The following is a 23,910-nucleotide window of genomic DNA, read 5'->3' as shown; positions in this document are numbered from 1 at the left end:
GGACATGAAGATGATGGATTTCCTGCGCCGCCCCGGCCTTGTGCCGACGCTTGGCGTTCTTGCCGTTCTGGCAGCCCTCGTGCTGGCTCCCTTGCTGACGATCATGGGTCAGACGCTGGGCAGCGCGGCATGGGGCGACGTGCTTGCAAGCCGCCTTGCACCGAACCTGTTCTGGCGACCGCTGGCCAATACCATGCTGGTCGGCAGCGCAGTGGCCCTTGGCTGCGTGCTGATCGGCGGGTTTCTGGCATGGCTTGTCACCATGACCGACCTGCCCCTGCGCCGCGTCATCGGCTTTATGGCGACGCTGCCCTTTATGATCCCCAGCTTTGCGACCGCGCTGGCCTGGGGCACGCTGTTTCGCAACGACCGGACCGGAGGCGGCGCGGGTCTGCTGCAAGGTCTTGGCCTGCACATCCCCGACTGGCTGGCCTGGGGTATCGTGCCGACGGTGATCGTGCTGATCGCGCATTACTATGCGCTGGCATTCACCGTCATCGCCGCCGCGCTGGGTTCGGTCAATGGCGATCTGGTGCAGGCCGCCGCGATGACGGGGGCATCGCGCCGCCGCATCCTGTTCGGCATCGTTCTGCCCGTGGTGACACCCGCACTGCTGGCCGGCGGATCGCTGGCATTTGCGGGCGCGGTGTCGAATTTCGCCACACCCGCACTTCTGGGCCTGCCCGTGCGGATGCAGACACTTTCGACCCGGCTGTTCGGCATGATCGAGATCGGCCAGACCGAGCGGGGCTATGTGCTGGCCATCCTGCTGATCGCCGTCTCGGCGCTGTTTCTGGGCATCGGCAACAGGCTTCTGGCCGGACGGCGCAGTTTTGCGACCATTACGGGCAAAGGCGGGCGCGGCACGCGCATGGCGCTGGGGCGTGCGAAATGGCCACTTTGCGCGGTGGCGCTGGCGCTGTGCCTTGTCACAACGATCCTGCCCATCCTGCTTTTGCTGGCGGCCAGCCTTGCGCCGCAATCCTCGGCTTTGTTCAGCGGCTGGACGCTGCATTTCTGGACTGGGGCCGCCGATCCCGCTTTTGCCCGTGGACAGCCCGGCATCTTCCAGAACCCGCAATTGCTGACCGCAATCTGGGTCACGCTGGGCGTCGGCGCGGCGGTCGCGGTGGCCGCCAACGCGGTTGGTCTTTTGACCGCCATCGCCACCACGCGCTGGCGCATCCCCTTTCTGTCCGAGACGGCCAACCAGCTTGGCTTTCTGCCGATGCTTTTGCCCGGCATCGCCTTCGGAGCGGCCTATATCGCGCTTTACGGCGCCCCCATCGGCCCGTTTCCGGCACTTTACGGCACGCCTTTGCTGCTGGGGCTGGCGCTGACGGCGGCCACGCTGCCCTATGCCGTGCAAACGGGCCGCGCCACCATCGCCCAGATCTCGGGCGAGATCGACGAGGCGGCGCGCATGACCGGCGCGGGCTTTTTCCGCCGCATCGGCGCCATCACCCTGCCGCTGGCCAGCCGCGGGCTGATCGCAGGGCTGCTTTTGACCTTTGTCAGCGTGATCGGCGATCTGGCGATCGTGGTGCTGCTTTACGCACCGCAGACGCCGGTGTTGTCGGTCCTGTCTTACCGCTACGCCTCGGACGGGTTTCACCAGTTCGCCAATGCGGTGACGCTGCTGATCCTTGCCATATCCGTCATCGCGACCCTTGCGGCAAACATGCTGCGCGGTCGCAAGGAAAGTCCCGAATGATCCGCATCGACAATCTGACCAAAACCTATGGCACCGGGCCAGCCGCCGTGGACGGGCTGACCTTCGACGTGCCGCAGGGCGCTTTTCTGGTGCTGCTGGGCCCATCGGGCTGCGGCAAAAGCACGATGCTGCGGATGCTGGCGGGGCTGGAACAGCCAAGCGCGGGCCAGATCCGCTTTGGGGATACGCTGGTGGCCGATGGCGCGCGGGGCTACAGCATGGCCGCTGACAAGCGCGGCGCGGGGCTGGTGTTCCAATCCTATGCGCTATGGCCGCATATGACGGTCGCGGGCAATGTGGACTGGCCGCTGAAGGTCGCGGGGCTGGATGCCCCCACCCGCCGCACCCGCGTGACCAAAGCGCTGGAGACCGTGGGCATCGCCCCGCTTGCCGCGCGCTATCCGGCCGAGATCTCGGGCGGGCAGCAGCAGCGGGTGGCGTTGGCGCGGATGATCGCGCCGCGTCCCCGGATCATGCTGTTCGATGAACCGCTGTCGAACCTTGACGCTACCCTGCGGGTGGAGATGCGCCACGAACTGGCCCGCCTGCACCGCGCGACCGGCGCCACGGCGGTCTACGTCACCCACGATCAGGTCGAGGCGATGACGCTGGCCACCCATGTCGCCGTCATGCGCGCGGGGCGGATCGAGCAATTCGGCCCGCCCGCCGATCTGCTGGAGGCGCCGCAGACCGCTTTTGTTGCGGGCTTCGTGGGCACGCCCCCGGCCAATCTGGTGGCGATCCGCGACGGCGCGTGGTTCGGCCGCCTGCCCGATCCCGCATTGCGGGGTGCCACGGGTCACGCCATGGTCCGGGCGCAGGAATTTGGCCTGACCCAGACCCCCGGACCCCGCACCGTTCCCGCCGAACGGATCGAGGTGGTGCCCATGGCCGGTCGCCTGATCGTCACCGTGCAGGCCGAGGCGCAGCGCCTGACCGTCATCACCGATCCCGAAACGCCAGTGCCCGCCACCGCGCATCTGGAACTGCCTGCGGCCCCTGCCGCCCTTTTCGACCCGCAAGGAAACCTGATCCCGTGAAACGACTACTGATCGTCCGACATGGCGAAACCGAATGGAACGCCGTCCGCCGCCTGCAAGGCCAGACCGATATCGCCCTGAGCGACCGGGGCCGCGAACAGGCCCGCGCGCTGCGCCCGCTGATTGCTGCGCAGCGCCCCGATCTGGTCGTCAGTTCGGACCTGCGCCGCGCTGCGGAAACCGCAGCGCTGCTGGGCCATGCGGATGCGCGCCTGACGCCCGATCTGCGCGAACAGTGCCTTGGGGATTGGAGCGGTCGCGACATCGCCGATCTGCAAGCCGATGCCGCGCAGGACTATGCGGATTGGCGCGCGGGCCGCTTTACCCCGCCCGATGCCGAAGGCTGGGACAGCTTTCGCGACCGCGTGGCGGGGGCCATGCAGGACGCCGCCGCGCAGGCCGGACATACGGCGCTGGTCGTCTGTCATGGCGGCGTGATCCGCGCCGCGTTGCAGGCGCTGGTGGGTCTGCCCCCGTCCCGCGTCGTGCCCGTCGCGCCCGCCAGCCTGACGATCCTGCTGATGGACCCCAACGGCGCGCGGATCGAGGCGATGAACATCGCCCCCGGCGCGCTGCGGCTGGACGCGCCGGACTGACCCTTTAGGCCGCCAGCGCAGGCGGGGCCAGCCGCAACCACAGGCAAGTGGCCTGCGTCCGTTCCAGATATTGCAGCAGGTCGGGCGGGAATTCGTCCTGACCGGGCAGCACGATCAACAGCCCCGCCCCCTGCAAGGCCGCACGCATCACCGAAATCGCGATGCGGTCAGCATCCGACATCAGCCGCCCCCCTTCGGCGATGCGTGCATCCAGCCCGCCCAGCCGCTCCAGCGCATCGCATAGCCCCGCCTCGGACAGGCGCTGGCGCAATTCACCGTCACCGGGGCGGCGAAGGCTGCCCAGCGTCAGGTTGCGCCGAAGGCTGCCGCGCAGGACGGGGGGATCCTTGCGGATCACGGCCACGCTGCGGCGAAGACTGCCGCGCGACAAAAGCCCGATTGGTTGCTGCCCGATCGCGACCTCGCAGGCGTCATCGCGCTGCCGCCCGGCGATGATCAGCGCGGCGCGGCGCGGGTCGCCGACCGGCAGCGTCCCTGTCTGGCCGGGCCCAAGCCGGAACTCGCGTATCGGGCCAAGCGCGCCCGCTTCGTCACGCAGGTCGATTGCCAGTGGACGCCGCGCGACCCGCCGCGTGCCGCCGCCAAGATCGGCCACCGGACGGCCAAGGGCGCGGCGCAATTTGACATAGGCCGTGCGACAGGCGACCAGCCGGTCCGCCGCCTGCATCAGATCGCGCAGGGGCAGCATCAGCAGCCCCAGCGCCGCCAGCGCCGCCGCCAGATCGGCCGCCGTCAGCCCGCGCCGCGCCCCGTCCCAAAGAAAGGCGGCGGCGGCAAGCCCCGACAGTGCCTCGGGCAGGGCGCGCAGCATTTCGCCGCGCCCGATGCGCGACAGCGCACTTTTGCGCAGCATACCCGACAGGCGGTCGATCAACTGCATCTCGGCCCGCCTGCGGCCCATCAGCGCCAGTTCCGGCGCAATCGGCATCCGCTCGGCCAAGGCGGCGGCCACGCGGCCCCGATCGCGGCGCAGCGCATCATCGGCCCGCGCCAGGGGTTGCAGCGACAGCAGCAGCACCGCGACCGAGGCCAGCGCCAGCCCCCCCGCGACCAGACCAAAGCGCGGCGCGATCAGCGTCAGCACCAGCACCGCCGCAGGCACCATCGCGGCGGCCTGCACGATGGCGGGAATGCCCCGTGCCAGCCCCTCGCGCAGCGCAGTCATATCCCCCGAGATGCGCAGCACCAGATAGCCCCGCCTGCGCCCGGCAATCGCCTCGGGGGCGCTTTGCATGGAATGATCCAGCAGTGCGTGGCGCAGGTCGGCCACGTAATCCAGCGACATGCGTTCACCCACCAGCCGCAGCGCGGGACGGCTTAGCGCGATGACAAGCCCCGCCCCCGCGATCAGCCCCAAGGCGGTGGCCGGGACCGCGCCCAGCCGCTCCAGCCCCGCAAAGGCCATCCGCGTGCCGACCGCCCCCGCCGCCATCGCCAGCGCCTGCGCCAGCGCGATGACGACAAGCCCCGCAAGCCGCGCGCGTTGCCGCGACGTGGCAAAGGGCTGCGGCACGGCGATGCCCTGACCCTGTGCCATGCTCATGCCGCGCGAACCCCGCGCGTGGCTTGGCGGACCAGCGCGTCCGCGGCTTGCGGATCAAGCAACTGCGCGCGCGTCACGACACTCAGGCCCGTGGCACCTTCCGCCTCGCGCGACAGCATGGGAGAGCAGGACAAAAGCCCGGTCAGCGCCAGCGGGTGCAGGCCGTTGCGCGCCAGTTCCGCGACACCGCCCAAAGCGGCCACGCCGTCACCACAGGCAAACAGCACGCCGCTGAACCATGACCGCGTTTCCGCATCGGCCAGCAGCGCGGCGGTTTCCTGCTGAAACAGCCCGTCGGCGATTTCCATGACCATGATCTCGGCCCCCGCCTCGCGGGCGGCGGCGGCAAGGCTCAGGATGCCCGACTTGATGCGGGACAGCGGCTCAAGATAGGTCGTGACCATGCCCGCATCGGTGAAATCACCGACATAGCGCGCGCCGGTATCCAGATATTCGTTGAAATCGCCGAACGATCCCGTGCCCGTGGCCTTGACCGCTGCGACCTGCCAGCCCGCCAGCGTCAGCCCCTTGGTCAGCGCGACCGCCGCCGTGGTCTTGCCGGAATTCATCGCCGTGCCGACCACGGCGATCACCGGCAAAAGCGGTGCGTTTGCGCCCGCAGGCAGCGCGAAATCCGCAGTTGAAAGCACCCGGTCACCTGCACCCAGCAGACGACCCAAAGGCTGCACCCGCGTCGGTGTCTTCATCTTCTCGTGGCTGGCGATGGCGCGGCCCAGACAGCCGCCCCCGGCCAGCATGTCGCAGCTTTCCGGCCCGATTTCGGCCAGACCCTCGAACTGGTCGGGGGCATAGCGCGCACCGCAGGGCATGACGATCAGATCGCCGGGATAAAGCGTGGCGTGGCGACCGCTGGCAAGCTGGATGCGGCGATGCTGCCCCACCGATTGCACACGCCCCAGCACAAGCTGGCCTGCCACGGCGCGATGGGGCTGTTCGTCGATCCCCATGACCGCGCGCAGCGGGATGCGCCGCGCGGCGAATGACCATTTCGCGTGACGCTGCAGGTCGTTGATCAGATGTTTCATAGCGGTTTCCTCCGGGGGATGTCAGGACGCACAGACCAGCCGTGCCAGCCCGCCTTCGCGGGCGCATTCGGTGAAATCATGGCCGCAGCCGGGCAGCAGCGTCAGCGAAATATCGGGACGGATGCCCCGCTGACGCGCCGCATTCGCAAAGGCCAGCAGATAGTTCTGTGCCCGCTCGATCCGGGTGCGGCCCTGTATGGCGTCCAGCCTGCGGCCTTGGCGCAGGGCGGGTTCGCGGGCGTCGTCACGGGTGCCGACGTAAAGCCGGACCGGCAGGCGCAGGAATGCGTCAAGCTGCGCCAGCTTAAGATTGGCGATCGGCGCAACCGGGCCTTTGGCGCGGCCCAGCCCAGCGGGCCAGGCGACGGTCGGATCGGGCAGGCAATACCAGCCCGCCGCCGCGACATGCAGCGCAGCCACGCGGCCGGGATACAGCATCGCAAAACGATGGACGAACTGCGCGCCACCGGAATAGCCGAAAAGCGCGAATTTTCCGGTGTCAAAATCCCCGTGGCGACCTGCCTGCGCCAGCAATTCAAGCACGGCAAGATCGGGCCTTGCGCGGCCGATGCGCTGGAAATGCGGCCAGTGCTTGCGGCCAAAGCGCGGCGTGACCAGCACGCGGCCGCTGCCCAGCGTTTCCGCCAGAAACCCGCGCCGGATCGCATTCGCGTCACGCGAAATGCCATGCAGCGCCAGCAACGGTGCGCGCCGGGGCCGACCGTGCGGCAGATCGATACGCGCGGCCAGTCTTTCATGGGACAGCCGCAGAGCCAGCGGCTCGGCCTGTGCGTGCAGGACCAGCGGCAAATCGGTCTGTCTGTTCATCACCAGCATGGCAGTCGGAGCTCCTCCTGTTGTGCCTTTCACAGAGAAGACGGATACGCTCGGACTTTATTTCACGAAGATTTGGTGAATGTTTTCTGACAGATAGATGTGCCCGTGAAATCTCAATGCGATATGGCCCCCGGCCTGTTGAACCGGGGGCCATATCGGCAGGATTTTTTCCGCAAATGGGCCTAAGGCGTGCCGATTGTCGCGCAGGGATCGGCGGGAACGACAAGCCCGTGGCCAAAAATATCGTCCGGTCCCGACTCACCCAGATCACGGGCGGCGGCCTCCAGTCGGGCACGCACCTCGGCGGGGGGCAGGCCCGGTTGCTGCTGCATCAGCAGGGCGGCAGATGCGGTGACAAAGGGCGCGGCGAATGACGTGCCCGTCTTGGTCCGCGCCCCGCTGATCGAGGCGGCAGTCCAGATATCCACCCCCGGCGCGGCCAGATCGATATGCTGCCCCCGCCCGGCGCGGCGATAGACCTGTTCGCGCCGATCCACGGCGGTCACCGCGATCACCGGCTCATACGCCGCCGGATATGCGGGCTTGGCGCCGGGGCCGCCATTCCCCGCAGCCGCGACGATGACAATATCCTGCCGATGCATCGCATTGATCTGGCGCGCCAGCGTCGCGTTATGCGGCCCGGCCAGCGACAGGTTCACAATATCGACCTGCTGCGTGACCAGATAATCCAGCGCCTCGACCAGATCGAAGACATCGGCCCGTTCGTCGTCGCGCGCCTTGTAGAACGCATCCACCGCGATCAGCTCGGCCTGCGGCACCAGACCGGGCGAGCGGCTGTCCACCTTGCCCACCAGAAGCGCCGCGACCGAGGTGCCGTGCAGCTTGTCCGAAGGCGTCACCTTGCGATCCGCGCCGACGCGATGGACGGTCAGGCGGGCATCGCGGAAAACCTCGTGATCGGCATTCAGGCCGGTATCAACCATGCCGATGCGCGGCGGCGTGCCGCATCCGCCGGTATTGGCGGGCCATGCGATCATGTCGCGCGCCGGACATTCCGCCCCCTCGCAGGCGCTGGATTGTTCGGGGCGATAGAAGTGGTTGAAATCCGCGCCGCCCTCGGGGTTCAGCGCCCGCACCGCATCGCGCGCCTGCGGCATGGTCAGCCGATCGGGCTTGCGCAGCCTGATCAGCGTCTGACCGCTGGCAAGTTCGGTGCGGCGCAGCAGGCGAAAGCCGTCTGCGGTCAGACTGTCCAGATCATCCTGCGACAAGCCACGGGCGACGACTTCGTTCGGGGCAAAGACGGGCGGCGGCGCGACGCGCGCGCGCGGTGCCTGCTGGGGCACGGGACGGCGGCGGCGCGGGGCCGCATCGTCATCGTCGTCATCATCATCGTCGTCGTCGTCGTCATCCATTTCGAACAGGTCGTCGTCATCCGCCATCGCTGCGGAAATCTGCAACCCGTTGACGCTTGGGTTCAGGTCCACCGCCAGCATGGCGGACAGGGTGGCGATCATCAGCAGGATTCGCGTCATGGGCCGTCTCCTTTGGCGGGGCTTCTGGACATTCTACGCCCGTCACCATCTATTATTCCCCCAGATCGTCAATTTTCGAAGCCCGGAGGTTCCATGGATGCGGCTTTCAGCCAGACCCTGATCGCCCTTCTGCCGAACCTTCGCCGTTTCGCCCTGTCACTGGCGCGGCGCAAGGACGTGGCGGATGATCTGGTCCAGACCACGGTGGAACGCGCCATCGCCAATGCCGCCAGCTTCGATGCGGCGTCGCGGATGGAGCCGTGGCTGTTTCGCATCATGCGAAACGCATGGATCGACCAGACCCGGCGGCAGCGGACGCAGGGCACGCAGGTCGATGTCCACGACATCCCCGAGGCGCTTCCGACCGATCCCCGCCCCGGATTGGAAGCGCGCATCATGTTGAAATCCGTGCAGGAAACCATGCTGACCCTGCCCGAAGAACAGCGCGAAATCCTGCATCTCGTCTGTATCGAGGAGATGAGCTACGCCGAAACCGCCCAGACGCTGGGCATCCCCATCGGGACCGTCATGAGCCGCCTTTCGCGTGCCCGGCTCGCGCTTTCGGAAAAAATGGGATTAAAATGACCGGTGGTGCGTATGCCTTTCGCAACCCCCGCGCTTGACAGGACAGAGCCATGCAGATCGACGACGAAACCTTGATGGCGCTGGCCGATGGCGAACTTGATGCCGAACGCGCCGATGCGGTGCGCCGCGCTGTCGATGCGGACCCCGAATTGCAGGCCCGTCTGTTCCGCTTTACCGAAACGCGGCGCTTGCTGGGCGGCTTGCGCGAGGATCCGGGGCAAGATGCAGGCGAAGATCCGCTGGCGGCAATGATCCGCGCAGCGGCGGCCCCGGCCTCGGCCCCGGCCTCGGCCTCGGCAATGCCCCCCATGCCCGAACCTGCCAATACCAACCGCCGCCCTTGGCTGGCCGCTGCGGCATCCGTCGCAATTGCGGCCTTTGCCTTTGGCTGGTGGCAGAACGACAAGCCCGGCCCGCAGGCATTCGGGCAGCCCGAAATCGCGGCGCTGGACGAACTCCGCACGGGGCAGGTGCGCGGGCTGGACGATGGCACGCAGCTTAGCATGATCGCATCCTTCCGCGGGTCCGAGGGTCAGCTTTGCCGCGAATATGAGGCGGTGAACGCAGGCACGGTCCGCACCGTTCTGGCCTGCCGTGGCAGCGAAGGCTGGGTGCAGCGTTTCGCCGCCCTCGCCGCGACCGAAGAAGGCACCTTCCAGCCCGCATCCGGCGAAAGCTCGATCGACGCGGCGTTGCAGGCGGTGGGCGCAGGCGCGCCCCTAACCCCCGAGGAAGAGGCCGCAGCCCTTGGCGACAGCGCCGAAGGTCTGCCCCCCAGCTAGGGAATAGATCGGGCGCTGCGTCGTAATCCTGTCACATGACAGACAGGAGAGCACAATGACCGCCCAGAGTTTCGTGACCATTCCCCCGATCCCGCTGCCGTCGCGGCGCGGGCTTGTCGTGACCTTGCTGGCAGGCGCGATCCTTGGTTTCGGCTTCGGCCTGCCGGGCGCGCTGACTGCGGACGGGCGCTTTGCGCTGGTGGTTTCGGCGCTTGCGATCCTTGGCTGGGTCGGCACGCGCCTGCCGGAATCGCTGGTGGCGCTGGGGGCCGTTCTGGCGCTGGTGCTTGGCGGCGTGCTGACCGAGGCGCAGCTTTTCGCCGCTTTGGGCGCGGAACTGATCTGGCTGCTGCTGGCTGCCTTTGTCATCGCCGCCGTCGCAAAGGACGCGGGGCTGACCGAACGGCTGGTCGCCCCGCTTTTGCGGCGCGGGATGCGGCTGGCCCCGCTGGTTCTGGCGCTGACCCTGGCGATTGCGGCGACGGCCTTTGTGCTGCCTTCGACCTCGGGGCGGGCGGCGCTGCTGCTGCCGTTGTTCTCCGCCATCGCGACTGCCCTGCCCGATCCGCGACTGAAACGCCCGCTGGCGTTGCTGTTCCCAACCGTGATCCTGCTATCGGCCGGGGCATCGCTGATCGGGGCGGGGGCGCATCTGTTGGCGGCGCAGGCCATCCGCAACGCGACGGGGCTGCAACTGGGCTATCTGGACTGGGCCATGCTGGGGCTGCCGTTTTCGCTGCTGGCCAGCCTGATCGGGGCGGGCCTGATCCTGCTTCTGTTCGTGCCGCGCGACCTGCTGCTGACACCGATCGCGCCCATGCAGCCTGCCGCGCACAGTCCCGAACAACGCCGCCGTCAGCACCGCATCGGGCTGGTGCTGGCGGCGGTGGTCGGGTTGTGGCTGACCGCCGAATGGCACGGCATCGGCATGGCGCTGACCGCGCTTGGCGGGGCGCTGGTGCTGCTGACCCCGCCCTTTGGCACCCGCAAACCCAAAGAGACGTTCCGCGCCGTCGATGTCGAGCTGCTGCTTTACATGACGGCGACCGTCCTGATCGCGCAGTCGATGACGCAGACCGGCACGGACCGCTGGTTGGCGGCACATGCGCTGTCCGCCCTGCCCGCACATCTGGCCGGTCACGGGCTGGCGGTTGCGGTGTTTTTGTCGGTCATCGCCGTCATGGCGCATCTGGCCATCACCTCGCGTTCCGCACGCGCGGCGGTGCTGATCCCCGCTTTGGCGCTGCCCGTGGCGGGGCTTGGTCATGATCCGGCGCTGATGGTGCTGATCGCGGTCATGGGCACGGGGTTTTGCCAAAGCATGATGGCCTCGGCCAAGCCGGTCGCGATCTTTGGCAATGCCGAGGATGCAGGCTTTACCCAAAACGATCTGGCCCGGCTGGCCCTGCCGCTTGCGCCCGCCGTGACGGCGCTGCTGATCGGGTTCGCGCTGCTGGTCTGGCCCGCGCAACTGGCCGCGATGCGCGGTGACGCGCCGCAACCCCATGCGCTTGCGCCCGCGTCCCTGCCCGCGCAGGCCGTCGCACTGACCCCGCCCGCAGCAGCAGCCCCGCATATCGCCGCCGCCCGTCCTCAACCCCGGCCCAAGGGTCTGACCACGCCGGTCGCCCCGAGCCGCAGCACATATGTGCCCGCGCGCGATCTGCGCCGCATCGAACAACGCATCAACCGGGCGTTGCGACCGGCGGGATTGCATGTGGTGATCCGATAAGCCTCTGTAAGGTTTGTCAAAAGGCGGCCACGCGGCCGCCTTTTTCATGCCCGGCAGAAAAAATTCGCCACCGCCACGGAATAAGCCCGCAGGCCGCCCCGTAATCATATCAGACAACAGGAAGGATAAAGAAAATGTCGCTGACCGTTCTGATTGCGCCTTCGGGCTTCAAGGAATCCCTCTCGGTCAAGGATGTGACTTTGGCCATTTCCCGTGGCGTCCGCCGTGCCATGCCCGACGCAAAGATCCTGTCGGCGCCGATGGTCGATGGCGGCGAAGGCACGACCGAGGCGTTGATCGCCGCCACCAACGGCAAAATGCGCCGCGCCCGCGTCACCGGCCCCGTGGGCCAGCCCGTCGACAGCTTCTGGGGCGTGATGGGCGGCAAGGGCCCCCGCACCGCCGTGATCGAGATGGCGGCGGCAGCGGGTCTGTCGCTGGTCCCCCGCGACCGCCGCGACCCGACGCTGACCACCAGCCGCGGCGTGGGCGAACTGATCCTGCAGGCGCTGGATCACGGGGCCGAACGCATCCTGATCGGTTGCGGCGACAGCGGCGTCAACGACGGCGGCGCGGGCATGGCACGCGCGCTTGGCGCAAGGCTGCTGGATGCCCAGGGCCATGAGCTGCCCGAAGGCGGCGGCGCGTTGGAGCGTCTGGCCCATATCGACATCACCGGGCTTGACCCGCGTCTGCGCAAGACCCGCATCGACGCCGCCGTGAACTGGCACAACATGCTTTTGGGCGAAAAGGGCGTGGCCCGCGTCTTCGGCCCGCAAAAGGGCGCGACGCCCGAACAGGTCGAACAACTGGACCGTGGGATGCAGACCTATGCCGCCTGCATCCTTCGGGCGACCGACCGCGACGTGGCGCCCATGCAGGGTGCGGGCGCCTCGGGCGGGCTGGGGGCGGGGCTGATCGCCTTTGCCGGGGCGACGCTGCATCCGCGCTTTGAAATCATGCTGGACTATCTGGATTTCGACCGCCTGCTGGGCCGCGCCGATCTGGTCATCACCGCCGAAGGCGCACTGGACGGTCAAAGCCCCTACGGCAAAGTCCCCTGCGAGGTATCGCGCCGCGCCCGCGAACTGGGCATCCCCACCGTGGCGCTTGCTGGCACCATCGGCAAGGGCGCGCGCCAGACCTATGGCCACGGCATCGCGGCCTATGTCTCGATCGTCAAGCGGCCCTGTTCGCTGGACGAAGCCATCGGCAAGGGCGCGAAGCTGCTGCGCCGCGCCGCCGAGAATGCCATGCGCATGATGCTGGTCGGCCAACAACTGGCCGAACGACAGCACCGCGCCTGACATCCCCATCCGCGCCCGGCCAACCCGGCAGCCGGGGCGCGCGAACGGTCAGTCCCGTTCTCCACCACGCCGGAACATTCAACTGACGGAGAAACTCCATGGCTATCATCCGTGGCAATGACGACTCGAACCGGATCAACGGCACCAACGGGGCAGACAGCCTTTATGGCATGTCGGGCGACGACACGATCAACGGCAATGGCGGCAACGACTTCATCGACGGTGGTGAAGGCAATGACCGCATCAATGCCGGTCAGGGCAACAACCGCGTCAATGGCGGCGAAGGCAATGACGTGATCGACGCAGGCGCCGGCAATGACGTGATCAACGCAGGCGAAGGCAACGATGTGGTCCGCGCCGGAGACGGTCGCAACAACATCACGCTAGGCGAAGGCAACGACTCGGCCATTACCGGCTCGGGCTTTGACTTCATCAACGCAGGCGAAGGCAATGACACCGTGATCGCCGGTGCGGGCAACGACACCATCTGGGGCGGCGAAGGCGATGACCGGATGCTGGGTCAGGCGGGCAACGACCGCATCGTCGCACATGAAGGCAACGACACGCTGGATGGCGGGCTTGGTCACGACACCATGACCGGCGGCGAAGGCGCGGATACCTTTGTCTGGAACGGTGGGCGCGACGTCATCACCGATTTCGAAACCGATGACGACCGCATCAACCTGTCGCATTACGGCCGCTTTGACAGCTGGGCAGATGTGCGCGGCGCGGCCCGTCAGGTCGGCAGCGACGTCATCATCACCCACGGCGCCGACCGTCTGGTAATCGAAGACACCCGCCTGAACCAGTTGGGCGGCGACGACTTCATCTGGTAACCGCCGCGCAAGACGGGGGGCGCCGGGGCAGGTGCACACCATGACAGGCAGGAAACGCCGCCGCGCCGGGAAACTGGCGCGGCGGACCCTTTTCGGCCCCGCACATGGGCGAAAACCGGCAGGGTTTCGCGCTTTGCAGGTCAATTTCCGCAATTTGCTTGCCACAGCGGGCGCACACAAATAGCGATGGGAAAGACCCTCGGCATCGGGCTTTTCCGGTGTCGTTTCAATGCTGACCCGCTGACCGAACGGAGTTCCGATCTTGCGCTTCCGCAGACCCGCCGCCCTTTGCGCCGCAGCCCTTGCCCTGACGCTTGGCCAGCCGCTTCTGCCCGCCAGCTTTTTCGCCGCCATGGCGCAGGACGCGGCGGCACAGGCCGATGCCTTCCAGCCCGCATTCGGCCAGTCGCAGGAATTTACCTTCGACACGCTGGCCGCCAGCGCTAGGGAACTGGCCGCCAAACCCTTTGTCGCCCCTGTGGTCGAACAGCCCGAAGTGCTGGAAAAGATCGACTATGACGCGCATTGGAAGATCATGTTCCGGCCCGAGACGACCGTGAAGGTCGGCGATGTGCCGCTGCAGTTCTTCCATCTGGGCACTTATTTCCGCAACCCGGTCAAGATCAGCGTCGTGGAAAACGGCAAGGCGCGCGAGATCACCTATGATCCCCGCTTCTTTGACATGCCCGACGACAGCCCGGCCAAGCAATTGACCAAGGGCACGGGCTTTGCCGGTTTCCGCCTGATGGACGAAGACCTCAAGACCGACTGGATCAGCTTCCTTGGCGCGTCCTATTTCCGCACCTCGGGACCGCAGGGCCAATACGGCATGTCGGCGCGCGGCCTTGCGCTGAATTCCGGCATGTCCGAGCCCGAGGAATTCCCGCTGTTCAAGGAATTCTACATCGAAAAGCCCAAGGACGGCAGCGCGGACGTGACCATCTATGCGCTGATGGACAGCCCCTCGGTGTCCGGCGCCTATCGCATGGACATCACCAAGGGCACGCCCGGTCAGGGTCAGAAGATGGCGATTTCGTCAAAGCTGTTCTTCCGCAATTCGGTCGAACGGCTGGGCGTCGGGCCGCTGACCTCGATGTATTGGTATTCCGAAACCAACCGCGTGCTGGCCTTTGACTGGCGCCCGGAAGTGCATGATGCCGATGGGCTGATGATGGTCATGGGCAATGGCGAACAGATCTGGCGCCCGCTGATGAATCCGCCGCGCGTCGTCACCTCCAGCTTCGGGACCGAGAATCCGCAGGGCTTCGGCCTGATCCAGCGCGACCGCCGCTTTGAAAACTACGAAGACGATGGCGTGTTCTATGACAAGCGCGCCTCGGTCTGGATCGCGCCCAAGGACGGCTGGGGCAAGGGTCAGGTGCAGCTGGTCGAGATCCCGACCGATGACGAAATCTATGACAATATCGTCGCCTTCTGGAACCCCGAGCAAAAGCCGCAGGCGGGCCAGGAAATGGATTTCAACTATGATCTGACATGGATGAACGACGCGCCCGTTCCGCAACCGCTGGCCAAGACCGTCGCGACCCGCATCGGCGCGGGCGGCGTTCCCGGCCAGCCGCGACCCTTTGGCCATCTGAAAGTCGCCATCGACTTTGACGGCGGCGAGATCGGCAAGCTGGGCCAGCAGGACGGCGTGACGCCCATGGTCACGGTGCCAGAGGGCGTGGAAATCGTGCAGTCCTATGCGCTGCCGGTCGTCGGCACCTCGCGTTGGCGGCTGATCTTCGACATCGCCGCCGAAGGGGTCGAGACCGCAGACATCCGCGCCTACCTGTCGGGCAAGGACGGCGCGCCCCTGACCGAAACATGGCTGGGTCAGGTCCACCCGACCCAGTTCGACCGCATCCGTCCGGGCTATGACCCCGACAAGCCCGCGACTGAACAGGAAGCGGCGACCACCACGCCCTAAAAGATGAACCGCCGCTCAGGCTTCCTGAGCGGCGGCTTTCTGTGTCGCCCGCCGCGACCGCAGCAGCGTATAGACGCCGCTGCCCACGATGACCGCGCTGCCCAGCAGCGTCATCAGATCAGGCCGTTCGCCGAATATCAGCGCCGCAAGGATCAACGCGAAAACCAGCCGCGTATAGCGGAAGGGCGTGACCACCGCGACCTCGCCCAGCCGCATCGCCGCCGTCAGCGCGTAATAGGCCGCGGTGCCCACGACCGAGGCGACCGCGATCAGACCCAGCGCCGATCCGGGAGGCACCCCTGCCCCGCCGGTGAATGCCAGCAAAATCGCCCCGGTCGGCACCAGCGCCAGAAATCCGTAAACCCCCAGCACCATGTTCGACAGGCTTTTCGGTGCGCCCCGCGTCGCCAGATCGCGCAGCGCAAAGCCCAACATCCCCGCCAGCGCCGCCAAAGCACCCCAGCTGACATCAACACCCGGCCGCAGGACGATCAGCACACCGACAAAGCCCACGGCAATCGCGCTCCACCGTCGCCAGCCGACACGCTCGCCAAAGAACAGCGCCGCGCCCGCGACCACGACAAGCGGTGATGCCTGAAGCAGCGCGGACACCGTGGATAAAGGCGCCAGCGCCAGGGACAGCGTGAAAAACAGTCGCCCGCAGATTTCGGCGACAGCCTTGGCCCCCACGACCGGATGCAGCAGGTCGCGGCTGAACAGGCGGTCACCGCGCGACTTGGCAAGGATCGCGAACCAAACGGTCCCCAACCCGCCAAAGATGATCAGGATCAGCCCCACGGGGACCGTCTTCGAGGCGGTCTTCAGCAGCATGTCCTCGACCGCGAAACCGGCCATCGCAGCGACCATCAGCGCCGCGCCCTTTAGATTGGCACTCATCTGGCACCTCCTGCTCTTGCCCGTAACCCGCGGAAAATGGATTGCCAATCCCCGCCACGCATGACAAAAGGCGCGCGGCGGCGGTGACATCATCCTTGGCGCGATTCTCGCGTCGCATTCCCGTATCCACTTCCCAATTCTTCAAAATCGCAGGCATCCCGATGCGTGACCCCTTGTTCCGCATGGCCCTTGTGTTGGGCCTATTATCCGCCGTTGGTCCATTCGCGATCGACATGTATCTGCCCGCGCTGCCGCAAGTGGCCAGCGACCTTGGCACCACCGAATCCGGCGCGGCGCTGACGCTGACCGCTTATTTCATCGTCTTCGGCATCTCGCAGATGATCTATGGCCCCATGGCCGACGCCATCGGACGCAAGCGCCCGCTGATGATCGGCGTGGGCATTTTCACGCTGGCGACCGTCGCGGCCAGCCTTGCGCCCACCATCGGCTGGCTGATCACCGCCCGCGCCGTGCAGGGGCTGGGGGCCGCCGCGCTGATGGCAGTGCCCCGCGCGGTGATCCGCGACGTGGCGACCGGCCCGGCCGCCGCCCGCGTCATGGCGACGATCATGATCGTCATCTCGATCTCGCCCATGCTGGCGCCGCTGACCGGCTCGATCGTCATGGCATGGGGTGGCTGGCGCGAGATCTTCGCGATCCTTGCCGGGGCCGCGCTGATCAGCCTTGCGCTGATCGTCTTTGTCCTGCCCGAGACGCTGGCCCCCGAAAACCGCAAGCCGGTCCGCGCCGCCGCCATGGCGCAGGGCGCGCGACGGCTGCTGTCGGACCGCCGCTTTGTCGGTCTGACGATGATCGGCGGCTTTGGCATGGCCAGCTTTTTCGTCTTCATCGCCTCGGCCAGCTTCGTCTATACGCGGCAATACGGCCTTAGCCCGACCGGCTTTTCGCTGGCCTTCGCGGCCAATGCCATCGGCTTCTTCTCGGCCTCGCAGCTGGCTGCGAAATTCGCCGAGAAGTTCGGGATGGAGCGCGTGATCTCGCTTGCCATAACCGGCTTTGCGGGCATGGCCGTGCTGCTCAGCCTGATCGTCTGGGCGGGCATCGACGCGCTACCCGTGGTGATGATCGGGCTGTTTCTGGCCAATGCCTGCCTTGGGCTTGTCATGCCCACGGCCATGGTCATGTCGCTGGACCCGCATCCCGACATCGCGGGCCTTGCATCATCGCTGGGCGGCACGCTGCAAATGCTGACGGGCGGGCTGATGATCGCGCTGACCAGCCTGTTCATGAACAACACCGCCCAGACGATGGTGGCGGGGATCGCGCTTTGCGCCGCGCTGGCCTGGTCGGCGGCGGCGCTATCCCTGCCGCGTCTGCGACTGCGCTGATATAAGTTAAGGCCGCGGCGGAACCCCGACCGCCGCGGCCCCGTTTCTGTCCCGCCCTCCCCTTACGCGGTGACACATGCAAGATTTCCAGTTCCGCCCCGGCAAGAATTGCTGGCGCGTTGAAAAAGCCAGCTGCTACTCCTTCATCGTCGATGGTCAGGCCTATTTCCGCGCGCTGCGGGAATCGCTGCTGAAAGCTGAACGGCTGGCCCTGATGGTCGGCTGGGACTTCGATTTCGAAATCGAGATGCTGCCCGGCAAAAGCGACGACGAGGGCTTCGCCCCTGACGGCTTTCCGAACAAGGTCGGCCCCTTTCTGGATGCGCTGGCCGAGCGCCGCCCCGGCCTTGACATCTACCTGCTGAAATGGAGCGGCGGCGCCCTGATTGCGCCCGGCGGCATCCTGCCCGCCGCCCGCGTCAAGTTCATGTCGCCCGAACAGGTGCATCTGGCATTCGACGGCCGCCACCCCATCGGCGCCTGTCATCACCAAAAGATCGTCGTCATCGACGATTCGCTGGCCTTCTGCGGCGGCATCGACGTGACGGACGGGCGCTGGGACAGCCCCGACCATGCCCCGGATGACGACCTGCGCCGCCTGAAATCGGGCGAGATCGCGCAGCCTTGGCACGACGCCTCGGCGGTGATTTCGGGGCCCGCCGCCGCCGCGCTGAGCGAGCTGGCCCGCGACCGCTGGGAACGCGCCAACGACGCGCCCGTGGACGAAGATTTCCGCCCCGGTGCCGACCTGTGGCCCGACAGCATCCGGCCGATGCTGAACGATGTCGATCTTGCCATCGCCCGGACCGAGCCGCCGACCACCGACCACCCCACCGTCGCGGAAATCGAACAGCTTTATCTGGACAGCATCAATTCCGCCCGCGATGTGATCTATCTTGAATCGCAGTATTTCTGCTGCGACAGCATCACCCGCGCCATCAAAAGCCGCCTGATGCAGCCCGACGGACCCGAGGTCGTCATCATCCAGCCGCAGGCCGCGCAAAAGATGATCGAGGATCAGGCCATGCACGTCACCCGCTCGCGCATGGTGCGCGAACTCCGGGCACATGACTGGCATGGCCGTTTCCGCATCCTGTATCCCGTCAATGCGGCCCAAGAGCCGATCTATGTTCACGCCAAGATCAGCATTATCGACGACACGATGCTGCGCGTGGGATCGTCGAACATCGACCGCCGCTCGATGGGGTTCGACACCGAATGCGATGTGGCGCTGGCCGGGACCAAAGGCTCCAGCCGCCGCATGATCGCTGCCATGCGCGACCGCCTGCTGGCCGAACATCTGGACACCACGCCCGAAGCCGTAGCCGCCGCCGTGGTCGAACATGGCAGCCTGATCGCCGCGATCGAATCGCTGAACGATCACACCGGACGGGGTCTGCGCGAATTGCCCCTGCGCCGCGAAACGCCCTTGGGCTGCTTTCTGGCCGATACGCGGTTCTTTGATCCGCGTTACCGCGCCAGCGCTCGGGCGCGCATCGGCATCACCTCGCGGCATGTGATGATCGGGGCCGGGCTTTTCGCCGCTGGTGCCCTGTTTCTGCATCAGGTGCGACGCCCAAAGAACCGCAGGCCTGACTAGGGCGAAGTTATTTTAATCCGCAGAATCGACCCGTTTATGCGGCGCACTGCGGTGGCCACCCGTTCGGCCAGATGCGTCTGCACGTAGCTTGCATGAAAACGGGTGGGTGCCAGCAGCGTCATGCACCCCTCGTCGATGCCGGCCTCGGTCATTGCGGCGAACCAGCCGTCATATAATGCGCGGTCCTCTTGGGCCAATCTTCGCAGTGCGTCGGCCCAGACCCCCTGCCCCTCCGGCTGGGGGGCAATCGGCGTGCGATGCAGCGGCACGACATTGGTGATGGGCGTCTGGGTCAGACCGCCAAGCCGCTCAACGAAATCCGGGCCGATATTGGGCCATTCAGGTTTCGTATCCAGCAGGATACGTTCGATATTGACGCCCAGCACCGACACACGCCCCCTTGCGCCGGGCTGCTTGACCTCCAGCCAGCCAAGCGCGCGCAGCTTTGCCATGTCGCGTTTCACCGTCCGCTCATCGACACACCAAAGCCGTCCGATCTCGCGCTGACCCATCGTCAATTCGTCGCGCTGCCAGTTATAGCGGGTGGTGATCAATGCCATCAGACGCAGCACCAGCTTTTGCCGATGCTTGTCGCCCGCCATGGCATGGGCCATCATGGCGGATAGAATATCGTATTTCTTGGCCGCGGCATCACGCCCGACGGCTCGGATCACCTGCATGACTGCCCCTGCCCCGGCTTTGCCGGATGCTGCTTCGAATATCCCGGCTGCTACCCCGGATGCCTCTGGTAATGGCTTGGCGATCTACGCCGCCCAACGCTTTTCATCACCTTGCAGCTATTTGCGTCCTGAATTGCGATTCTGTCAAGCACTTAGCCCGAACCGCAGCAGAAGCGCCCCAAAACCATTTGAAAAATCGGTATATATGGTTATGGGGGACGTGTAGGATGTCACCAAATAGCGCCCGGATGTCCCCTATTAGGCCCCCGACGCCCTTTGTCCTGTCCCCCTATTTAGCGCGCCACTTCGCCCTAGATTGATTCGGACCCGACGACCGCTCCTTGCTGAATTCCCTATGGAAACGCTGGTTTGTGCGGAAATCTTCATTGATTGAAATCGGCTTTTGCCAAAAAGGCAAATCCGGCGTAAAAGCGGAACATATAATAATTAGCGTCCTTACATACAGGCAAAGATATGTTCACGCATGACGACCTCGCGAAGCTGCAGGCGCAGTCCCTGAAGATGCAGGGCTGGATCCGCCGCCAGACCTTCAGCCCGGCCAATGAAAAGACCCTGCGCCGCTTCTCCTCGTGGGAGGTGGCCGAGCTGATCTTCCGCATGAACCAGTCCACGTTCCGCGGCAAGCTGGCAGCCGACCCGAACCTTCCCCTCGGGGAAGTTGAGGAGGATGGCCGCCAGCGCTGGTTCTCGCTTGAAGAGGTGAACGAACTGCGCCGCCGCATCAAGGTCAACCGCAAGACCCTGATGCCGCCCCGCCCCGAAGGCAAGCGGGCCTTCCGCGCGGCTGTTGCCAACTTCAAAGGCGGCGCGGGCAAGTCGACCGTGGCGCTGCACTTTGCCCATGCGGCGGCGCTGGACGGTTATCGCATCCTGGTGGTGGATTTCGACCCGCAGGCCACGCTGTCCCATTCGATGGGCCTGACCGATGTGGGCGAGGATCACACCGTCTGGGGCATCATGGCACGCGATCTTGAGCGTGAGACCGACCGGATGAACGCCGCCACTTCGGGCGCGGAATCTGGCACTGCCCTGCCCCGGCGCAAGCTGCCCGCCTCGATCCGCGACATGGGACTTGGCACGCTGCGGCCTGCCGACTTTATCAAGCCGACCGCATGGCCGACGATCGACATCATCCCAAGCTGCGCCAACGCGGCCTTTGTCGAGTTCGCCAGCGCCCAGTATCGGCACCTGAACCCGGAATGGACCTTTTTCGGGGCAGTGTCGCGCTTTCTGGATAGCCTGGCTGATGACGCCTATGACCTTATCCTGTTCGATTGTCCGCCCGCCATCGGCTACCAGTCGATGAACGCGGTCTTTGCGGCCGACATGCTGTATATCCCCTCGGGGCCGGGCTATTGGGAATACGATTCCACCACCAGCTTTATCGGCCAGCTGTCCGAGGCGCTGGAGGATCTGTCGCATGGCTTTGAAAACTTCCCCACGGGGAAGATCAAGCTGCCAAAGGCATTCACCGACATCCGGTTCCTGATGACCCGATATGAGCCGTCGAACGAATTGCATCAGGCGATGATGGGCGCGTTCAAGCAGGTCTTTGGCGACCGCATGGCCGAACATCCGATCGAGCTGACCCGCGCGGTCGAACAGTCCGGGCGCTTCCTGTCATCAATCTACGAAATCGATTATCGTGAGATGACGCGCGGGACATGGCGCCGGGCGCGTGCGACATTCGACCAAGCCTATGAGGAGTTCCGCACCCATGCCATCGCCGCATGGATGAAGCTGGAGGATGAGGCATGAGCCGCAAGCGACGGATGTTCGATATAGATATGCCAGACGAGCAGCCCGTAACCTTCCCCGCGGGGAAGCCCGAGCCGCCCGAGCCAGAGCCTGCGCGCGAACAACGCCGCGGACCTATGGCGACCGCGATCAGCGAAGCCGCCGAGTCCAGCCGCGAGCGCGCCAAGCTTGAGGCGCAGATCCGGGCCGAGAATGACGCGCTGGCGCAGGAACACGTGCGACTGAAGCGCGCCGGGCTGATCACAGACCTGATCCCGCTGGACGCGATCGACACCCAAAAGCTGATCCGCGACCGCAAGCCCGGACCGGATTACGAGCTTGCCGAACTGGTCGAGTCGATCCGCGAGATCGGGCTGTCGAACCCGATCCGGGTCGAACCTGCGGGCGAGGGACGCTATGAGTTGATCCAGGGCTGGCGCAGGCTTTCCGCCTATCGCGCACTGCTGGAGGAGACGGGCGACACCGAGGCGTGGGGACGCATCCCGGCTGGCATTGCGGCACGAGGCGATGAGCTTGAGCGCCTGTATCGGCGCATGGTGGATGAGAATCTGGTCCGTAAGGACATCTCATTCGCCGAGATGGCGCAACTTGCGCTGCATTACGCCATGGACCCGCTGACCGAGGAGAACGACCCCGAGAAGGCGGTCGCGATCCTGTTCAAATCGGCGGGCTATCAGAAGCGCAGCTACATCCGCAGCTTCATCCGGCTGGTCGAGGCTTTGGGCGAGACGCTGCTTTATGCCGCCGAAGTGCCGCGCGCCCTTGGGCTGGCCTTGTCCCAGAAGCTGGATGAGGTTCCGGGTCTGGCGGCAGCGATCCGGGCCGAGTTCAAAGACTGGGACACCCGCAGCATCAAGGATGAACTGGATGTGCTGCGCCGCTTTGCGGGGCAGGGCGAAGAAGCGGCGAGCAACGCGGCGCCTGCAGTCAAGACAGCGCCGCCGCCGTCAGGCAAGGCACGTACGACGTTCCAGATCCAGCGCCCGCAAGGCAGTGCGAAATGCACTGCTGCGAATGGACGGCTGGAGATCAGGCTGCCGCGCGATTTTTCCGCCATCGACCGCCGTAAGCTGGAAGCCGCGGTCCGGGCAATGCTGGAGAACCTTGAGTAATCTTCCCCACGGGGAAGGTCGGGCCGCGCTATCGGGCGCGGCCTTTTCTTGTCCGCATAATCGTGTGTTATTACGGATAAAATGTGGCGGCTTAACGGATTAGGCTATCGCATTCTGTAAAAGGCGAATCGCCAAACCGATCGGTTCGGTTTAATCCTACCGTCAAGCTTCGAGATTAAGTAATCGCCCGGAAGTTTTTTGCATTCCGATCATGTGGTTAAGCGGCAACGCAGATCGTTCACGTAAGAACAATACCAGAACAAAAATCCTGCTGTGGTTGTGGATGCATGGGTCTGAAAACTAACGATATTTCCTCACGAAATTGTTAATGCTTGCCTATAACCCACGCAGAATGCGGACGAATTAGCTGCGACTGCTGGTGCAACTTTCATGGGCCGCGAACCAAAATCGAAGTTGACCGGGCAAAATTTCATTAACTATCCTTAACACAACTACAAGAAGAACGGGCCGCGAGCGGTCGCGACCTGGACCAATCAGCGCGTATTGTTAAGGGAATTGCGAAATGACCATTTCAAAGCTTATGCGTCCGGCCGCCACGACCTTGCTGGCCATCCTGCCGCTTGTGGCCTCGGCCCAGACGGCGACGGACACTTTTGACGTGCAGATCACCATCGCGGCGGAATGCGAGATTGTTTCGACCGAAACGCTGGATTTCGGCAGTGCCGGTGTGCTTAGCGGCGATGTCGATGCCTCGGCCGATCTTGAGGTGGCCTGCACGGAATCGACGCCTTTCGATATTGGGCTGAACGAAGGGACCGGGGCAGGGGGCACGACCGCGACGCGCCAGATGACCGGACCGGGGGCGACCACGATCGCCTATCAGATGTTCCAGAATGCCGGGCGCACCACGAACTGGGGCGATGCGGTGGGCACGGATACCGTCACCTCGACCGGGACGGGGACGACGCAAAGCTTTACCGTCTATGGCCGCGTCATTGCCCAGACCACGCCTGCGCCGGGCACCTATACCGATACGGTGACGGTCACGGTGACATACTGAAAACACG

20 protein-coding genes are annotated in these 23,910 nt (G+C 65.6%); 14 read left to right on the top strand and 6 right to left on the bottom strand.

Going from position 1 to position 23,910, the window contains the following annotated elements:
* Positions 1-10 precede the first annotated feature (10 nt).
* Genes FN835_RS03035 through FN835_RS03025 form a run of 3 tightly spaced genes read left to right on the top strand, consistent with a single transcriptional unit; the run spans position 11 to position 3,350 of the window.
* Positions 11-1,714 carry an ABC transporter permease gene (locus FN835_RS03035; RefSeq protein WP_221930386.1) on the top strand — a complete coding sequence of 568 codons (1,704 nt, stop codon included), beginning with the start codon at positions 11-13 and terminating at the stop codon, positions 1,712-1,714.
* Positions 1,711-2,754: an ABC transporter ATP-binding protein gene (locus tag FN835_RS03030; protein ID WP_142661722.1), complete on the top strand. Its 1,044-nt coding sequence runs from the start codon at positions 1,711-1,713 to the stop codon at positions 2,752-2,754. Before FN835_RS03035 ends, FN835_RS03030 begins: the two co-directional genes overlap by 4 nt.
* Positions 2,751-3,350: a histidine phosphatase family protein gene (locus FN835_RS03025; protein WP_142661721.1), complete on the top strand. Its 600-nt coding sequence runs from the start codon at positions 2,751-2,753 to the stop codon at positions 3,348-3,350. Before FN835_RS03030 ends, FN835_RS03025 begins: the two co-directional genes overlap by 4 nt.
* A 4-nt stretch (positions 3,351-3,354) precedes the next feature.
* On the opposite strand, the gene FN835_RS03020 is transcribed toward FN835_RS03025, so the two are convergent.
* The 4 genes from FN835_RS03020 to FN835_RS03005 all read right to left on the bottom strand — a co-directional run bounded on the left by FN835_RS03020 (position 3,355) and on the right by FN835_RS03005 (position 8,293).
* Positions 3,355-4,914 (bottom strand): ABC transporter ATP-binding protein, encoded by a 1,560-nt coding sequence (locus FN835_RS03020; RefSeq protein ID WP_142661720.1) that lies wholly within the window; start codon positions 4,912-4,914, stop codon positions 3,355-3,357.
* Positions 4,911-5,960: a P-loop NTPase family protein gene (locus tag FN835_RS03015; RefSeq protein ID WP_142661719.1), complete on the bottom strand. Its 1,050-nt coding sequence runs from the start codon at positions 5,958-5,960 to the stop codon at positions 4,911-4,913. Before FN835_RS03015 ends, FN835_RS03020 begins: the two co-directional genes overlap by 4 nt.
* A 21-nt stretch (positions 5,961-5,981) precedes the next feature.
* On the bottom strand, positions 5,982-6,797 hold the full coding sequence (locus tag FN835_RS03010; RefSeq protein WP_142661718.1) for an alpha/beta fold hydrolase: 816 nt from the start codon (positions 6,795-6,797) through the stop codon (positions 5,982-5,984).
* Positions 6,798-6,979: 182 nt separating this feature from the next.
* Entirely contained in the window at positions 6,980-8,293 is a 1,314-nt protein-coding gene (locus tag FN835_RS03005) for a S8 family serine peptidase (RefSeq protein WP_142661717.1), read from the bottom strand.
* A 93-nt stretch (positions 8,294-8,386) separates the two neighbouring features.
* Here FN835_RS03005 and FN835_RS03000 point away from each other — a divergent pair, with 93 nt between their 5' ends.
* The 6 genes from FN835_RS03000 (at position 8,387) to FN835_RS02975 (ending at position 15,465) form a co-directional block, all read left to right on the top strand.
* On the top strand, positions 8,387-8,878 hold the full coding sequence (locus FN835_RS03000; RefSeq protein WP_142661716.1) for an RNA polymerase sigma factor: 492 nt from the start codon (positions 8,387-8,389) through the stop codon (positions 8,876-8,878).
* A 50-nt stretch (positions 8,879-8,928) separates the two neighbouring features.
* A complete protein-coding gene (locus FN835_RS02995; RefSeq protein ID WP_142661715.1) occupies positions 8,929-9,660 on the top strand; it encodes an anti-sigma factor family protein in 732 nt (243 codons plus the stop codon).
* 55 nt (positions 9,661-9,715) lie between these two features.
* Positions 9,716-11,392 (top strand): SLC13 family permease, encoded by a 1,677-nt coding sequence (locus FN835_RS02990; protein WP_142661714.1) that lies wholly within the window; start codon positions 9,716-9,718, stop codon positions 11,390-11,392.
* 134 nt (positions 11,393-11,526) lie between these two features.
* Positions 11,527-12,699, top strand: coding sequence for a glycerate kinase family protein (locus FN835_RS02985; RefSeq protein ID WP_142661713.1), 1,173 nt, complete (start codon positions 11,527-11,529; stop codon positions 12,697-12,699).
* A gap of 98 nt (positions 12,700-12,797) precedes the next feature.
* Positions 12,798-13,535, top strand: coding sequence for a calcium-binding protein (locus FN835_RS02980; RefSeq protein WP_142661712.1), 738 nt, complete (start codon positions 12,798-12,800; stop codon positions 13,533-13,535).
* 262 nt (positions 13,536-13,797) lie between these two features.
* The gene (locus tag FN835_RS02975) at positions 13,798-15,465 is read left to right on the top strand and encodes an OpgD/OpgG family glucan biosynthesis protein (protein ID WP_246098638.1); all 1,668 of its coding nucleotides are present in this window, start codon (positions 13,798-13,800) and stop codon (positions 15,463-15,465) included.
* 15 nt (positions 15,466-15,480) lie between these two features.
* Here FN835_RS02975 and FN835_RS02970 read toward each other — a convergent pair whose 3' ends face one another.
* On the bottom strand, positions 15,481-16,362 hold the full coding sequence (locus tag FN835_RS02970; protein WP_142661711.1) for a DMT family transporter: 882 nt from the start codon (positions 16,360-16,362) through the stop codon (positions 15,481-15,483).
* Positions 16,363-16,523: 161 nt separating this feature from the next.
* Here FN835_RS02970 and FN835_RS02965 point away from each other — a divergent pair, with 161 nt between their 5' ends.
* Together FN835_RS02965 and FN835_RS02960 are read left to right on the top strand one after the other, a co-directional pair.
* Positions 16,524-17,711 carry a multidrug effflux MFS transporter gene (locus FN835_RS02965; protein WP_142661710.1) on the top strand — a complete coding sequence of 396 codons (1,188 nt, stop codon included), beginning with the start codon at positions 16,524-16,526 and terminating at the stop codon, positions 17,709-17,711.
* 76 nt (positions 17,712-17,787) lie between these two features.
* Entirely contained in the window at positions 17,788-19,311 is a 1,524-nt protein-coding gene (locus tag FN835_RS02960) for a phospholipase D-like domain-containing protein (protein ID WP_142661709.1), read from the top strand.
* On the opposite strand, the gene FN835_RS02955 is transcribed toward FN835_RS02960, so the two are convergent.
* A complete protein-coding gene (locus FN835_RS02955; RefSeq protein ID WP_142661708.1) occupies positions 19,308-19,991 on the bottom strand; it encodes a DnaA N-terminal domain-containing protein in 684 nt (227 codons plus the stop codon). The genes FN835_RS02960 and FN835_RS02955 overlap by 4 nt on opposite strands.
* A 474-nt stretch (positions 19,992-20,465) precedes the next feature.
* Between FN835_RS02955 and FN835_RS02950 the strand changes: the two genes are divergently transcribed.
* The 3 genes from FN835_RS02950 to FN835_RS02940 all read left to right on the top strand — a co-directional run bounded on the left by FN835_RS02950 (position 20,466) and on the right by FN835_RS02940 (position 23,903).
* A complete protein-coding gene (locus FN835_RS02950) occupies positions 20,466-21,770 on the top strand; it encodes an AAA family ATPase (protein ID WP_142661707.1) in 1,305 nt (434 codons plus the stop codon).
* Positions 21,767-22,882: a ParB/RepB/Spo0J family partition protein gene (locus FN835_RS02945; protein WP_142661706.1), complete on the top strand. Its 1,116-nt coding sequence runs from the start codon at positions 21,767-21,769 to the stop codon at positions 22,880-22,882. The genes FN835_RS02950 and FN835_RS02945 overlap by 4 nt, the downstream gene beginning before the upstream one ends.
* 523 nt (positions 22,883-23,405) lie before the next feature.
* Positions 23,406-23,903, top strand: a complete 498-nt coding sequence (locus tag FN835_RS02940; RefSeq protein WP_142661705.1) for a Csu type fimbrial protein — start codon at positions 23,406-23,408, stop codon at positions 23,901-23,903.
* Positions 23,904-23,910: the final 7 nt, after the last annotated feature.

Origin of the sequence: Paracoccus laeviglucosivorans (genome assembly GCF_900182695.1) — a bacterium.
GTDB lineage: Bacteria > Pseudomonadota > Alphaproteobacteria > Rhodobacterales > Rhodobacteraceae > Paracoccus > Paracoccus laeviglucosivorans.
Note: the sequence above shows the minus strand (reverse complement) of the source record. Positions and strands in the feature narration are given on the sequence as shown.

What these genes read in the sequence shown, in the direction of transcription:
- FN835_RS02960 (WP_142661709.1), top strand. Translation starts at nt 17,788, where the DNA reads ATGCAAGATTTCCAGTTCCGCCCCGGCAAGAATTGCTGGCGCGTTGAA.
- FN835_RS02945 (WP_142661706.1), top strand. Translation starts at nt 21,767, where the DNA reads ATGAGCCGCAAGCGACGGATGTTCGATATAGATATGCCAGACGAGCAG.
- FN835_RS03035 (WP_221930386.1), top strand. Translation starts at nt 11, where the DNA reads ATGATGGATTTCCTGCGCCGCCCCGGCCTTGTGCCGACGCTTGGCGTT.
- FN835_RS02985 (WP_142661713.1), top strand. Translation starts at nt 11,527, where the DNA reads ATGTCGCTGACCGTTCTGATTGCGCCTTCGGGCTTCAAGGAATCCCTC.
- FN835_RS03000 (WP_142661716.1), top strand. Translation starts at nt 8,387, where the DNA reads ATGGATGCGGCTTTCAGCCAGACCCTGATCGCCCTTCTGCCGAACCTT.
- FN835_RS02970 (WP_142661711.1), bottom strand. Translation starts at nt 16,362, where the DNA reads ATGAGTGCCAATCTAAAGGGCGCGGCGCTGATGGTCGCTGCGATGGCC.
- FN835_RS03015 (WP_142661719.1), bottom strand. Translation starts at nt 5,960, where the DNA reads ATGAAACATCTGATCAACGACCTGCAGCGTCACGCGAAATGGTCATTC.
- FN835_RS02990 (WP_142661714.1), top strand. Translation starts at nt 9,716, where the DNA reads ATGACCGCCCAGAGTTTCGTGACCATTCCCCCGATCCCGCTGCCGTCG.
- FN835_RS02965 (WP_142661710.1), top strand. Translation starts at nt 16,524, where the DNA reads ATGCGTGACCCCTTGTTCCGCATGGCCCTTGTGTTGGGCCTATTATCC.
- FN835_RS02940 (WP_142661705.1), top strand. Translation starts at nt 23,406, where the DNA reads ATGACCATTTCAAAGCTTATGCGTCCGGCCGCCACGACCTTGCTGGCC.
- FN835_RS02950 (WP_142661707.1), top strand. Translation starts at nt 20,466, where the DNA reads ATGTTCACGCATGACGACCTCGCGAAGCTGCAGGCGCAGTCCCTGAAG.
- FN835_RS02995 (WP_142661715.1), top strand. Translation starts at nt 8,929, where the DNA reads ATGCAGATCGACGACGAAACCTTGATGGCGCTGGCCGATGGCGAACTT.
- FN835_RS03005 (WP_142661717.1), bottom strand. Translation starts at nt 8,293, where the DNA reads ATGACGCGAATCCTGCTGATGATCGCCACCCTGTCCGCCATGCTGGCG.
- FN835_RS03020 (WP_142661720.1), bottom strand. Translation starts at nt 4,914, where the DNA reads ATGAGCATGGCACAGGGTCAGGGCATCGCCGTGCCGCAGCCCTTTGCC.
- FN835_RS02980 (WP_142661712.1), top strand. Translation starts at nt 12,798, where the DNA reads ATGGCTATCATCCGTGGCAATGACGACTCGAACCGGATCAACGGCACC.
- FN835_RS03010 (WP_142661718.1), bottom strand. Translation starts at nt 6,797, where the DNA reads ATGCTGGTGATGAACAGACAGACCGATTTGCCGCTGGTCCTGCACGCA.
- FN835_RS02955 (WP_142661708.1), bottom strand. Translation starts at nt 19,991, where the DNA reads ATGCAGGTGATCCGAGCCGTCGGGCGTGATGCCGCGGCCAAGAAATAC.
- FN835_RS03030 (WP_142661722.1), top strand. Translation starts at nt 1,711, where the DNA reads ATGATCCGCATCGACAATCTGACCAAAACCTATGGCACCGGGCCAGCC.